The organism is Niallia sp. FSL K6-0212, from assembly GCF_038007605.1.
In the GTDB taxonomy this organism is placed as follows: Bacteria; Bacillota; Bacilli; order Bacillales; family Cytobacillaceae; genus Niallia; species Niallia circulans.
The window spans coordinates 2,960,576-2,974,717 of record NZ_JBBOXL010000001.1 but is presented as its reverse complement, the minus strand read 5'-3'; the positions used below and the strand labels follow the sequence as shown (position 1 = coordinate 2,974,717).

General features: G+C 33.3%; 13 protein-coding genes and 1 riboswitch. Of the genes, 2 read left to right on the top strand and 11 right to left on the bottom strand.

Features of this window, described 5'->3' with window-relative positions:
- Window positions 1–39: 39 nt before the first annotated feature.
- Complete coding sequence (locus MHH96_RS13995) at window positions 40–1,917, bottom strand: ATP-binding protein (protein WP_144544158.1); 1,878 nt, start codon at window positions 1,915–1,917, stop codon at window positions 40–42.
- 374 nt (window positions 1,918–2,291) lie between these two features.
- On the opposite strand from MHH96_RS13995, the gene MHH96_RS13990 reads away from it, so the two are divergent.
- Window positions 2,292–3,317: an acyltransferase family protein gene (locus MHH96_RS13990; protein ID WP_061796820.1), complete on the top strand. Its 1,026-nt coding sequence runs from the start codon at window positions 2,292–2,294 to the stop codon at window positions 3,315–3,317.
- 44 nt (window positions 3,318–3,361) lie between these two features.
- On the opposite strand, the gene MHH96_RS13985 is transcribed toward MHH96_RS13990, so the two are convergent.
- From MHH96_RS13985 to MHH96_RS13975, 3 genes are all read right to left on the bottom strand, one after another.
- On the bottom strand, window positions 3,362–3,508 hold the full coding sequence (locus MHH96_RS13985; protein ID WP_162837585.1) for a hypothetical protein: 147 nt from the start codon (window positions 3,506–3,508) through the stop codon (window positions 3,362–3,364).
- The gene (locus MHH96_RS13980) at window positions 3,509–3,667 is read right to left on the bottom strand and encodes a hypothetical protein (protein WP_164463606.1); all 159 of its coding nucleotides are present in this window, start codon (window positions 3,665–3,667) and stop codon (window positions 3,509–3,511) included.
- A 134-nt stretch (window positions 3,668–3,801) separates the two neighbouring features.
- Window positions 3,802–5,157 carry a TrkH family potassium uptake protein gene (locus MHH96_RS13975; RefSeq protein WP_047942949.1) on the bottom strand — a complete coding sequence of 452 codons (1,356 nt, stop codon included), beginning with the start codon at window positions 5,155–5,157 and terminating at the stop codon, window positions 3,802–3,804.
- A 374-nt stretch (window positions 5,158–5,531) separates the two neighbouring features.
- Here MHH96_RS13975 and MHH96_RS13970 point away from each other — a divergent pair, with 374 nt between their 5' ends.
- The gene (locus MHH96_RS13970; protein WP_047942948.1) at window positions 5,532–5,726 is read left to right on the top strand and encodes an alpha/beta-type small acid-soluble spore protein; all 195 of its coding nucleotides are present in this window, start codon (window positions 5,532–5,534) and stop codon (window positions 5,724–5,726) included.
- Between the two features lie 72 nt (window positions 5,727–5,798).
- Here MHH96_RS13970 and MHH96_RS13965 read toward each other — a convergent pair whose 3' ends face one another.
- The 7 genes from MHH96_RS13965 to MHH96_RS13935 form a co-directional block, all read right to left on the bottom strand.
- Complete coding sequence (locus MHH96_RS13965) at window positions 5,799–6,572, bottom strand: TerC family protein (RefSeq protein WP_341117595.1); 774 nt, start codon at window positions 6,570–6,572, stop codon at window positions 5,799–5,801.
- Between the two features lie 122 nt (window positions 6,573–6,694).
- Window positions 6,695–6,791, bottom strand: a riboswitch (yybP-ykoY riboswitch).
- 140 nt (window positions 6,792–6,931) lie between these two features.
- The gene (locus MHH96_RS13960) at window positions 6,932–7,405 is read right to left on the bottom strand and encodes a hypothetical protein (RefSeq protein WP_047942945.1); all 474 of its coding nucleotides are present in this window, start codon (window positions 7,403–7,405) and stop codon (window positions 6,932–6,934) included.
- Window positions 7,406–7,574: 169 nt separating this feature from the next.
- Complete coding sequence (locus MHH96_RS13955; RefSeq protein ID WP_047942944.1) at window positions 7,575–8,354, bottom strand: amino acid ABC transporter ATP-binding protein; 780 nt, start codon at window positions 8,352–8,354, stop codon at window positions 7,575–7,577.
- 16 nt (window positions 8,355–8,370) lie between these two features.
- A complete protein-coding gene (locus tag MHH96_RS13950) occupies window positions 8,371–9,567 on the bottom strand; it encodes an amino acid ABC transporter permease (protein ID WP_047942943.1) in 1,197 nt (398 codons plus the stop codon).
- 8 nt (window positions 9,568–9,575) lie between these two features.
- Entirely contained in the window at window positions 9,576–10,700 is a 1,125-nt protein-coding gene (locus MHH96_RS13945) for an amino acid ABC transporter permease (RefSeq protein WP_309325270.1), read from the bottom strand.
- A 145-nt stretch (window positions 10,701–10,845) separates the two neighbouring features.
- The gene (locus MHH96_RS13940; RefSeq protein ID WP_047942941.1) at window positions 10,846–11,919 is read right to left on the bottom strand and encodes an amino acid ABC transporter substrate-binding protein; all 1,074 of its coding nucleotides are present in this window, start codon (window positions 11,917–11,919) and stop codon (window positions 10,846–10,848) included.
- 599 nt (window positions 11,920–12,518) lie between these two features.
- Window positions 12,519–14,099 carry a peptide chain release factor 3 gene (locus MHH96_RS13935; RefSeq protein WP_047942940.1) on the bottom strand — a complete coding sequence of 527 codons (1,581 nt, stop codon included), beginning with the start codon at window positions 14,097–14,099 and terminating at the stop codon, window positions 12,519–12,521.
- Window positions 14,100–14,142: the final 43 nt, after the last annotated feature.

Here is a 14,142-nt window from a genome sequence, read left to right as displayed (position 1 = left end):
CATAAGCCCTTCTTTTTATCACCCTAACAGGTCTAATGATCATTCATTTAGCTTGCTTTCTCTGCACACTGGAAGTACAAGGTGGAACGTCGTACCAACCCCTGGCTCTGACTCAACTGTCACTTTCCCTTGATGCTCTTCAATAATTTGATAGGATACTAGTAAACCTAAGCCTGTTCCTTTTTCTTTGGTCGTATAAAATGGTTCTCCAATTCTTGCAAGTATTTCCTTGCCCATTCCTCTTCCATTATCACGGATTGCTATATGAAAGTAATCCTGTTTATATTCAATGGAAACAGCTATTTCCCCGCCGTCTTCTAATGCCTCTATTGCATTTTTTATAATGTTTATAAATACCTGTTTCAATTGATTTGGTTCACAATATATAGTCGGCATATCTTCTGTAAACATTTTTATAATTTGAACATTTTGTAGCACTGCTTGTGCATACAGCAATTCGATCGTATCATTCATAATTTGTCTTATATCTCGTTTTACATATTGAACAGCTTGTGGTTTAGCAAGTAATAAAAATTCATTAATAATGGATTCAATCCTAGTAAGCTCCGTTTTTATTACAGAAAAATACATTTCATTTTCCTGTGAGGCAACTCCATCTTCTAGCAATTGAATAAATCCCTTTAAAGCTGTCATTGGATTTCGAATTTCATGAGCTATACCCGCTGCCAATTCTCCCACTACATTTAAAGTAGATGACTTTCTCAGCTGTTCTTCCAATAAGGTATTTTCGGTAATATCACGTAATGTAGTAATACTTAGTCCTGAATAAATATTAAATTTATTACGATATTCAAGCTGCGTATATTCTCTATTATTAGGAAACTTTACCGTGTAGAGCCCTCTATTTTGTCCATCCTTTTCTACATTTAATAATTTCGGCTTTATATCTTCTCCAATCGTTTTTGCAGGTGGGAGAAAGGATATTAAATCTACACCGATCAAATTCTCTTTACTTTTATGAAGGAGACGTTCGGCTGCTTTGTTCATATCAATTATTTGATAGTTTTGATCCCAAATGATAATACCGTCAAAAACTTCTTCAAATGTATTCTCAAACATCGCCTTACTTTCACGTAATTCCTCTTCCATTTTATAACGTTCCGTGATATTACGGAAAATACTCATGTTTAACCCTTCCACCGAATGAAGTTTAGTTGTAAATTCTAGTATTTTTTTCTGTCCATTTGGCATCAAAAACATCAATTCTTCTCGATTAGATTTTTTATAATAGAGATTTTTAATCATATCCATGTACCGTTTATCTTTTTTATAAAAAAAATCACTAATCCTTGATTTTAATAATTTTTCTTCAGAACTTTCAAAAATTTTTAAAGCTGATTCATTAGCTGCAATAATCTGCCCTGATTCTTTCCAAAGAACAATACCATCCAGTGCCTCTGTAAAAAAATCATTATAAAGCTTTTGCGCTTCTTTCTCTTTTTCTCTTTCACATTCCTTTGTTATCTTTTCAATAATTGTAATAAATCCCATCTCACCGGGCAATCGACTAGTTTGCGTTTCAAAATAATGTTTTCGCCCATTAATAGTTAATGGGAATATGCTTTGAAAAGTACCTGATTTGGTTTTTATAGCATCCATATGTTCCCTTATCACCAAACGTTCTTCCTGCTGCACAAAATGCGTTATATTCCTATCAACTACTTGATTCATATTCACGTTAAAGTAATCACAAAGATATTTATTAATATCTAGAATAACTCCATTACTATCAAATATAACCAACCCTACATTTATCGTTTGGAAAGCAATAAATCTCCTATCTCGGAGAAGACTATATTTTTCTAGTTTTTCCTTTAGAAGGGTATTCTCTCTTTCCAATTCCCTCAGTTTATTTTGTAATTGTCGATATTCTTCAGAATAGGATATACTATCCATCTTTATGGATACCCCCCTTATCAAACGTAGTGATTACATAATTCTACATTATTCTTGAATTTCCTTTCCTTCTGAAAAATTTAAAGAAAAAAAGTAAATTAATTTACAAATGTAGAAACAAATGTAACTCTGATAGTAGCCATAATCATTTTAATATCTACCTCTCCCTTTACTTCAGTCAAAAAAATTAAACCTTACGTATTATTAATAAGAATTTTTATTTTTCCTTCGCCTAACGTACATTGCAATTATGTAATAAACAGAAGTTATTTAGTTAACAGATTAACGACAGGGGATTAAAACAATGGAATTTGTGTTATATATAGTTAGTGAAATGAAATATACGATATTTCCGTTCATGAAAGGATGAGTTTATGAAACAACGGGATTACTACTTTGATAATGCAAAATTTATTTTGATTTTTTTCGTTGTCTTCGGTCATTTTATCCAATCATTCATAAATGACAATCAAAATATTTATACGCTATATAAAGTAATTTACACTTTCCATATGCCAGCATTTATTCTTATTTCGGGATTTTTTGCCAAAGGGATAGCGGAAAAGGGATATATAAAAAAATATGCAAAAAAACTAATCATTCCCTACCTTATCTTCCAACTTGTATACAGCATTTTTTATTATTTTCTATATGGAAAGTCAACTTTTGCCATTGAACCGTTGACCCCACATTGGTCCTTATGGTTTTTAATTAGTTTGTTTTTTTGGAACATCTTTTTACTAGCGTTTGTGAAGTTAAAGCCTATACATGGAATCTTACTTTCCTTTATACTAGGATTAGCGATTGGTATGATCGATTGGACGTCCAGCTATTTAAGCTTAACGAGAACCTTTGTGTTCTTCCCTTTATTCTTAATAGGATTTTATATGAAAAAAGATCATTTTGCTTCAGTAAAAACAAAAAAAGCAACCATCCTAGCTATTGTTATTTTCACGATTGTTTTTATAGGATTTCACCTATTCCCTACTGTTAATTATCAATGGTTATTCGGATCAAAATCTTATGAAGCCCTTGGAGAAGGTTATTTTATAGGAATGGCTATTCGATTATTTTTCTATCTATTAAGTTTTCTGATGATTTTTTGCTTTTTTGCTTGTGTACCAAAAAAGGAATATTTCTTTACTAAGTTCGGAAAATCAACATTATATGTATATTTACTTCATGGCTTTTTTATCCGTCTCTTTAGACAAAGTGACTTACCAGATATTTTTGAATCACCTAGGTCATATGTGATGATTATAATTGTATCATTCTTAATTACAGTACTGCTTTCAAGCAATATAATTATTTCCTTTACACAGCCTATTATTGAATTAAAAAGTTCTAAATTAAAAAAGCTATTCTCAAGAGTTCAGCGCTCTCTTCAAACTAATAGATAATTTTTTGTTCCCATCAGTGAAGAAATTTACTGATGGGAAATTTTTTATTTTTTTCTAGTTGCTCTCTTTGTTTTATCCTTTGTTAAGGCTCCTGTATCATAGAATTTACTTGCATTAACATCACCAAACTCTTGGCCAAACTCTACATTTGAAGCTTCTGTCTGTTGTCGTTTTTTTATTTTTTTCGCCATTTATTGTCCCTCTCTTCCATGCTTTGCATTACGATTAGCACCTTTGATTGGGTTTTCGCCCCTACTAAATTCAGCGGAAAATTCTGTTTCCTGCGTATTTTTCTTTGGCGTCTTGCTGTATTTTTCTACACTGTTAACTTCAGCTTTTCTCTTAGCCATTATGATCTCTCCTTTCCATTTACATCATTATTATCCACATGTAAAAAAAAAGATATGCTTTCCTACTTTTGTCAAACAATCATAAAAAAATGGAGCTGTCAAAATAGACAGCTCCATTCACTTCTTACTTACCCTTATCCAACAATGATCCGTTCTTTTGGATAATGGAAGTTATCCTTTTTCTCTTTCCCTCCAATAATATAGATAAAAGAAGTTAACCCTATTCTTCCGATGAACATAAGCAGCATAATTACACACTTACCAAAGGTAGATAATTCTGGTGTTAATCCTAAAGAAAGTCCAGTTGTTCCAAATGCAGAACAAACTTCGAAAAGAATCACAATAAGGGACGCCTTTTCAGAAATAGATAAGGCAATGACAGCGACAAGACAAATACCAATCGCAAATATCGTTACAACCAATGATTTTATAATATCCTCTTCATGAATTTCTCGTTTAAATATCTTAATATACCTATTGCCATTTGCATAATGATAAATAAATAAGATATTCAATGCAAAGGTTGTTGTTCTGATACCTCCTCCAACTGAACTTGGGGAAGCACCAATAAACATAAGAAAACAAAAGATAAGCAAAGTTGTCATAGAATACTCATTTAATTCCATTGTTGCTAAACCGCCGCTTCGAGTGGAGGTAGAATGAAAAAAGGCATTGAAGAATATTTGATGCCAGCTCATTCCTGCATAATAATTACCCCATTCTAAGACAATAATCATAATCGTTCCAAATAGTAAAAGAAAACCGAAAGTAATGGTTGTTAACTTAGTGAATAAAGAAAACTTTAGATGGTTTTTCCCTTCTTTTGGAAACAGGTAATTTTTCACTTCGATAAGCACGGGAAATCCAATTGCTCCTAATGTAATTAAAATAATATTAACAAGTTGGACAAAATAATCATCCTTAAAGGGAGTAAGTGATTCTCCTGTTAAATCTAATCCTCCATTGGTTGTCGCACTAACAGAGGCAAAAGTTCCATGTAAAATCGAATCCCCCCAGGTAGGATAATAATTATGAAATTGCATTGAAAGTATAATAGCACCCAATACTTCAATAATAAGAATGATTTTGATAATTTCTCTTATTAAATTGACGAGACCTGAAAGATTAGATTGATTGTGGTCAATCATTATTAACTGTCTCTCTCTTAAACCAATCTTCTTACGAAGAATCATCCAAAAGAATGTACCTATTGCCATTACTCCAATACCACCAAATTGCAGAACAAACATTAATATTATTATTCCAAATGTACTATACGTTTCAGCGATATTAATTACAGTAAGTCCTGTTACACTTACTGCCGTTACAGCAGTAAACAATGTATCCATAAAGGAAACTGTTACTCCTTCTTTATGTACTCCTGGTAAACTTAATAATAAAACCGATATGCTGACAGCTAAACCATAATAACTGGTTATCATCTGCGCAGGAGTCAAATTTTGAAGGACTAACTTAAACTTCTTGCCCATTAAAAAACAATTCCTTTCTTTGAAGCTACCCATATATCCTATTTAATGATGGCTTTATTTATCATAGATATTAAACAGTATAAGTTATCTATCCCTCGACGTTCAAGCTAATCTTAAATGTTTAGGAAACTTTTAAGATTAGCTTGATTATTTTTAAGTACTATTAATTAATGAAGCAATGGAGATTTCCCTATAGGCTAGGTTAACCTATAAACAACAATAAATCCTATTTTCTCCCGTATACACAAACTTTACCACTAATGAACTAAAAATAAATCCACATATTATTAATACAGAATCATTTATCATTACTTTTTTGGAAACAATTAATTGATAAATAAACTGTACTATATATTCATAAGGAGGAAACAAAAATGGCTTCTCGAAATAAATTATTAGTTCCAGGAATTGAACAATACTTAGATAGTGTTAAGTATGAAATTGCGCAAGAATTCGGTGTGAATTTAGGATCTGATACTGTTTCACGTGCTAATGGTTCTGTTGGGGGAGAAATAACAAAAAGACTTGTCCAACAAGCGCAGGCAGAGTTATCTGGAAAAACGCAATAAGTTAAATCTGCTGAACTAAAGTCCTGAGCAAAAAGAAAAAGCCATTCCTAATGGATGGCTTTTTCATCATGCTTATGCATTACTTTCTTTTGCTTTAACTGCTTCTTTATTGGAGAAGAGATATCCACCAACTGCAATAGCTGCTAGCACGAACCAGAAGATTCCTTTCCATATTTTCGATTCCGGAAAATGCTCATCTAAGAATCCTACCGATGGATGTGCCAACGTAAATACTGCTAATTTCACCCCAACCCAGCCTACAATTAAAAATGCTGCTGTTTCTAGAGATGGACGAGAATGAAGTAACTTCACAAACCAGTTTGCAGCAAAACGCATAATGATCAATCCAATTAATCCCCCAAGGAACATAACTAAGAATTGTCCTCCATCAATGCCGCCTAGCGTAAACCAATTTGTTTTTGGTAATGTAATCGCAAGGGCAACCGCTGCTAACATGGAATCAATCGCAAAAGCAATGTCTGCTAATTCTACTTTAAAAACAGTCATCCAGAAACCGGATTGTTTCTTCGGCTTCTTGTCTTTATCGTCTTCATTCTTCTTCGCATACTTTCCGTAAATATTATGCACTGCAATAAAGAGAAGATAAAGCGCCCCTATCGCTTGTACTTGCCAAACATCCACTAAATAAGAAATCATAAATAAAGTAGCAAAACGGAATACAAAAGCACCCAATAATCCGTAGAAAAGTGCCTTTTTTTGTTGTTCTACGGGCAAATGCTTAACCATAACAGCCATTACAACCGCATTATCAGCTGCTAGTAACCCCTCTAAAACAACAAGAATCAGTAAAACCCACCCATACTCTAGTAACATGCTTGCATCCAATAAAATTTCCCCCTTTAGGTTTTTATTTGTATACTCCTATTAGCAGGTTTTGCTACGACTTTCGTTATTATGTACAAAAGTGCGCAAAAAAAGACCTTTGCCAAATAGGCAAAGGTCTTGCTAAGCACTAATATGCCAACAAAGCCGATGGCATATGCCATGAACTGACGACTTTGTTTTAGGTATTAAACCTAAAAGCTACTCCCCTTTGAGTAGTATACAAATATTAATATGTATTAATTATATACAATATTGAACTATTTGCCAATGGTTTTTTGCATATTTTTTAATTTTACTGATATTTTTTTTCTATCTGTATTTCTTTCCCCTTTTTTCTTAGTCAATCATCATTTTCCTCTTTAAGAATGTTTCTTTTTTCTAAAATAAATTAAGCAATACTTAACTACATACCCACTAATGATTCCAGGTATCAAAAATACCATGGGCAAAAATACAGGACCTAACAATACTCCAAATAACTTCATTTGCGTCGAATAAAAAACACCTACGGTAACAAAATATGCGCAAAACACAAATGGTAAGAAAGCATATTCATTTTCTGATTCCATAACTTCCTTATAGGCATCCCACATTGCGAACATATATAAACACGGATAAAACAATATCCATTGAAAGTCGATAATTTCAATTGCCTCTTGGATATTGCCACAAAAACTCAGCATAATAGCTAAATTAAAATTACTTTTCGCATTTATAATAAATTCTAAGATAACTAATAGTGTTCCTTTCCAATATTTTTTCAATAATAACTGACTAAAACCAGGTAAAGCTATACTCCACATGATTGCTTCAATTCTACTTAGGCCCTTCATTGGTATCACCATCTATTTTTCTATACCTACTATTACATTTTTAGCGAAATCTTGATATTTTATTCAAAATAAATTGTTATATTTTTACAAAATAAAAAAATGGATGAAAATACTGTTTATAGAGATCCATATTTCATATAAACACTAAAAAAGAGCCCTAGGGCTCTTTTTATAATATCTGAGATAAAAACGCTTTTGTCCGTTCATGCTTCGGATGATCAAATAGTTCTTCCGGTTTTCCGGTTTCTACAATTTCGCCTTTATCAAAAAGGATGATTCGATCTGCCACTTGTCTTGCAAAACCCATCTCATGTGTTACCACCAACATGGTCATGCCTGACTCTGCTAGAGTTTTCATAACATCTAATACTTCCTTTACCATTTCAGGATCTAGTGCAGAAGTAGGTTCATCAAACAGCATAATCTTCGGCTGCATCGCTAATGCTCGTGCAATTGCAACACGTTGCTGTTGTCCACCTGACAATTGTCCTGGATACTTATTTGCTTGTTCTGGAATACCAACTCTTTCAAGTAATTCTTTCGCAATTTGTTCTGCCTTTGTTTTTTTCCACTTTCTCACCCAAATTGGTGCTAAAGAGATATTCTTTAGGATAGTCATATGAGGGAATAAATTAAATGATTGAAACACCATTCCCGTTTCTTTCCGAATTTCTTCAATGTTTTTCAAATCATCTGTTAATGCAATATTATCAACCGTTATATGCCCCTTTTGAAATTCCTCTAAAGCATTTATCGTACGAATAAAGGTTGACTTACCAGAACCTGATGGTCCTAAAATTACAATTACCTCCCCTTGCTTTACCGTAAGATCTACGTCTTTTAATACATGGTGGTCTCCATACCATTTATTCAATTTAGTAACTTTAATAATATCCTCTCTCTCATTTAGAGGCGTCGACAATTTATTTACACTAAAGACACTTTCCATCCTCTCATTCTCCTTTCTATCTCGTCCCTACACCAAGTGATTTTTCTATATGCTTACTTACATGCGACATTAAGAAACAGAAGATGAAGTATATAAAAGCAATCACAATATATAACTCCATATATTTACCTAAATATTCCGGATTTGCAGCAATTTTTTTTCCCATTCCAAGAAAATCTGCTAATCCAATAACCGCAACTAGAGATGTATCTTTAAAGATGGAAATAAATTGACCAACCATAGCTGGGATAACTGCTTTTAAAGCCTGTGGCAATATGACAAAAATCATTACCTTAAAATTATTTAATCCTAGAGCTTGCGCTGCTTCAAATTGTCCTCTCGGTATTGATTGCAGGCCTCCACGGATATTTTCTGCTAAATAGGCCGCACTGAATAAAGTGAATGCTATCATTGCCCGGACTACATTATCTAGTTCGATTCCCCCAAGGAACATCGGCAGCAATAATTGGGCAATAAATAACACCATAATCAGCGGCATTCCTCGGATTAATTCTATATAAAGAATACAGCAATATTTGATTATAGGCAGTTTACTTCGTCTCCCCACTGCTAGGAGTAAACCTAATGGGAAAGAACAAATAATTGCAACCGAAGCGATAACAAGCGTTAATAAAAATCCTCCCCAAATATTTGTTTTTACTGGCTCAAGTACACCAAACCCATTAATAATAGAAAGAGTAATCGGTATATATAAAATCCATAATATTAGGAGGGGGATTTTTAACTTCGGAACATATTTTCCGATAAAGTAAAAAAGGAATATCACTGCTGCACTCGTAAATAAATATACTTTTGATTCCATTGCCGTATAAGGAATTACTCCAAATATAACTAGAAGAATACTAAGACTAATGGCAACATGTCCGATAATCCCTCTCCAAGCTCCCCAAGTAGTACCTAAAAACACTGATAATAACAGAAGAGATATCCACAACCTCCATATTTCTTCTATTGGAAATTGTCCGACAAAGAGGAGCCTTAAATTGTCAGTAACAACTCCCCATTCACTTGCCAATAAAAACTTACCTATTCTCGTAAGCAAATAAATAGTAACCATTAATGTGACAATCGTTAAAATAGCATTTTTCCAATCCTTAAATAAGTTATTTTTCAGCCATAATTGTAATTTCTTTTGTTTATTCAATTTTTTCGTTTCCAAAACTGGTTCCGTATTCAGTTGTATATTATCCATTTACCTCCCTACCTTTCTACCAGCTGGAATTTTTTATTAAAAATATTCATTAACAGTGATGTAGTTAAGCTAAATAATAAATACACAGAAATAACAATTAATAAAGTTTCTAATGTATGTCCTGTCTGGTTAATAATTGTATTTCCGATTCCAACAATATCTTGATATGCTACAGCCATTGCTAAACTTGAGTTTTTTATTAAATTTAAATATTGGCTTGTTAATGGCGGGATAATGATTCTAATTGCTTGCGGAAAAATAATTAAACGAAGTGCTGTATGACTTTTAAATCCAAGCGCTTTAGCAGCTTCTGTCTGCCCTTTTGGAACCCCCATTATTCCTGCACGAACAATTTCAGAAATATAGGTTGATGTATAGATTGTTAAGGCAGCTAAAACAGACATAAACCCGATGGATAATGACGTTCCTCCTTCAAATGAATTACCATTAAATACAGGAACAGAAAAACCAAGTGGTCCATTTCCTAAAATAATATAGATAATTATCGTTCCAATTACTATTAATCCCACACTTGAAATGAACGGATATGTAGACTTACCTGATTCTATCGATACTTTGGTTAATTTTTTGAATAAAATTATGCTTCCTGCGATTAAAAAAATTAGAATGACAAGCCAGATCAGCGTATTATCCTGTAAGGTAAACCACGGAATAGAGGCACCTCTATTTGAAAAATAAAACGGCCCAACCGATATAGCATCTTGAATTTTCGGCATTGGTAAAAAAACAGCAAAATTCCAAATGAAAATTTGAACCAATAATGGTGTATTTCTAAAAACTTCAACATATACTGTTGCCACTTTACTGACTAACCAGTTGTTTGATAATCTCGCAACTCCTACAATGACTCCAATAATAGTTGCAAGGATAATCCCAAAAACGGAAACCTTAAGTGTATTTAATAATCCTACTAATAAAGCACGTGTATAAGGATCGTCAGGTGTATAACTAATAATAGATTCTGCTATAGGGAAAGATGCTTTTAAATTTAAGTAGTCTAATCCTAATACTAAACCTATTTGTTCGAGACCTGATATTACATTTCTCACCATAAAGGCAATTACTATTCCTACAATTAGAACAAAGATAATTTGACTAATTATCGGGACCACTTTTCTATTTCTCCAAAGAGGAGTCGATGTTGTTTTTTTCATTTCCACTATTTCTCACCTCTCACTTAAAAGAATAGGGGGTATCTCAAATAGATTAGACACTTTGGTTTTTGAGACCCCCCATATTTTTATCTGTTATTACCTATTAACGGAATGGAATAGAGTACAATAATCCCCCATCAGTATATAACGCATTTTGTGCACGCTCTAATTTGAACACTGTGTCAGGGCCTAAATTTCGCTCGTATATTTCACCATAGTTACCAACTTGTTTAATTACTTGGTAGGCAAAATCATTGGCTAAGCCTAGCTGTTCTCCTAGATTACCTTCCACTCCTAAAAGACGCTTAATCTCTGGGTTTTCACTAGTTAAGAAATCATCTACGTTTTTAGAGGTAATACCGAATTCTTCCGCTTGAATGGTTGCATATACAATCCATGATACTGCATCCGCCCATTTTTCGTCTCCATCCTTAACAGCTGGAGCTAGTGGTTCTTTTGATAATGTTTCTTCTAAAATAATATGAGCATCTGGATCCTGCAAAGTAGACTGGCGAGAAACTAATCCTGATTTATCTGTTGTCCAAGCATCAATAGAACCCTGTTCATATGCAGCAATTACAGCATCTGCATTATCAAATGTTTGTGCTGTATAGTTAACACCAGCTGCTTTCATCTGATCAGCTAAGTTTAATTCGGTTGTTGTTCCCGTTTCTACTCCAATTGTTTTACCCTCTAAATCTTTCAGTGTTTTGATTCCACTATCCTTTGGAACCATTATTCCCTGCCCATCATAGAAAGTAACTGGAGCAAAACTTAGCCCCACTTCAGCATCACGGTTTGTTGTCCAAGTTGTATTACGAATTAATACATCTACTTCACCAGATTGAACAGCCGTAAAGCGGTCTGTAGCTGATAGTGGTCTAAACTCAATTTTGGAAGGATCTCCAAGAACTCCCGCTGCAATTGCTCTTGCAAAATCAACATCAAAACCAGTATTTTTTCCATCTGAACCTATGTAGCCAAAACCAGGAAGAGCATCATTAACACCTGCTTTTAATGTCCCTCTATCTTTAATGGTTTCAAGTAAACTTTTAGAAGAACTTGTTTTTGCACCATTAGTACTTTCCCCATCTGATCCTGACTTACTTGAGCAGCCAGCTAAAGCTAGAACAAGCACTAATAAAATACTAAAAGTAAGCGACAAACTTTTCTTCATACAATATATCCCCCTATATCTTGTTTTTATGATACTAGCAAACTCTAATTAAAAGAATATTCAATCTATTATATTTACAAGAATACTCTTATTACATCAAATGTTAGTATCAGTCCTATTAGAAGTTAAAAAGCCAACTCATTTAACAATTGTTTGTTAACTTTTGTAACATCATGTTTTTATTATACCTATTTTTATTAGAATTACAAATAGTTTTTTGAAAACTTTTAATTATGAAAATAATTTAAACGTTTTCGTTTTTATTTAGATTTACAAAAACCTTATATATCAGTAATTCGTATACCGAAAGACTTTCTTTTTTACTCGATACAAAAACCATCCCTCAGCTTTTATATCAGAAAAAAGATCGTATATATCTACGTTCCATCAAATAAAAATTATTTCAACATAACAAAAAGCTACATTTTGATAATAAACACTTGTTCCTTCTCCCTTCCTCCCCCTTTCATATGTTCGAAAATCTGACATCATTTCAACATAGAGCTAATTTTCCATTACATAAAAAAAGAGACTATTACAAAAGAATCTCCATTTAAAACAGGTAGAATACTTTTGTAATAATCTCTTCTTTTAGTGAATTATTCTTGTTCATCCATCGGATTATATAATTTCACTTCTGGATTTTTATCTTGGAACCATCTTAATGCAAATTCATTTTCAAATAAAAATGCTTTTTTGCCGTAGCGATCCTCTACGAGCAGACTTCTTCCACTAGAAAGATTTTCATTTACCTCTTCATCCACTAACCAACGGGCAATTTTTGAACCTACATGCTCCATAATTACTTCTACATTGTACTCATTTCTCATTCGATGCTCAAATACTTCAAATTGTAGCTGACCAACTGCTCCCAGCAAATAATCTTCTGTTTTGACAGTCTTATATAACTGAATTGCACCTTCTTGTACGAGCTGCTGAATGCCTTTATGGAAATGTTTTTGTTTCATTACATTCTTTGCCGTTACCTTCACAAAAAGCTCAGGTGTAAATTGAGGTAGTTTTTCATATTGGTAAGCATTCTTGCTAACCGTTAATGTATCGCCAATTTGATAAAAACCTGGATCATACAACCCAATAATATCTCCACTAACCGCCTCATTAACTGTACTTCGATCATCTGCCATAAATTGTGTAGATTGCGCTAACTTTACTTGCTTCCCTGTTCTAGGTAAATTAACCGTCATGCCTCTTTCAAATTTCCCAGAACAAATACGTAAAAACGCGATACGGTCACGGTGAGCTGGATTCATATTCGCTTGAATTTTAAAAATGAACCCCGAAAACTCTTCTGATAAAGGATCAATCTCTCCAATGGTAGATTTTCTAGCTTGTGGAGACGGTGCAAATTGCAAATATGTTTCTAAAAATGTTTGTACCCCAAAATTACTTAATGCACTGCCAAAAAATACAGGTGTTAAATCACCATTATTAATTTTCTCCTCAGAAAACTCATTTCCAGCTTCATTTAAAAGCATAATTTCTTCTAATGTTTGATCATATAAAGAATCCTGTTTAATTGGATGATCTCCTTCAATCTCACCATCTTCATTTAGATCAACATATCTTTCCTTATCTTCTACACGGAACTGCTCAATTCGATTATAAAAACGATCATATATACCTAAAAATTCTTTCCCCATTCCAATCGGCCAATTCATTGGATAAGACTCGATTCCCATTACTTCTTCTAATTCCGCAAGTAATTCAAGAGGTGGCTTCCCTTGGCGATCTAATTTATTAATAAATGTAAAAATAGGGATACCTCGCATCTTACACACTTTAAATAACTTTAACGTTTGTTCCTCTATTCCTTTTGCCGAATCAATAATCATCACAGCACTATCCACAGCTGTTAGAGTACGATAAGTATCTTCACTAAAGTCTTGGTGTCCCGGTGTATCCAAAATATTTACTCGTGCATTTTTGTAGTCAAATTGCATCACACTTGATGTAACAGAAATCCCTCTTTGCTTTTCTATCTCCATCCAGTCACTTGTCGCATATTTTCCTGTTTTCTTCCCTTTTACTGTTCCAGCATCTCTAATTGCTCCGCCGAATAGTAATAACTTTTCCGTTAACGTCGTTTTTCCAGCATCCGGATGGGAAATAATCGCAAAGGTGCGACGAGATAGTACATCCTGTTTAAAATTCTTTGACATGTTACTTTCCTCTCTTTTACGGTTTCAAATTTAGTCCATTCCC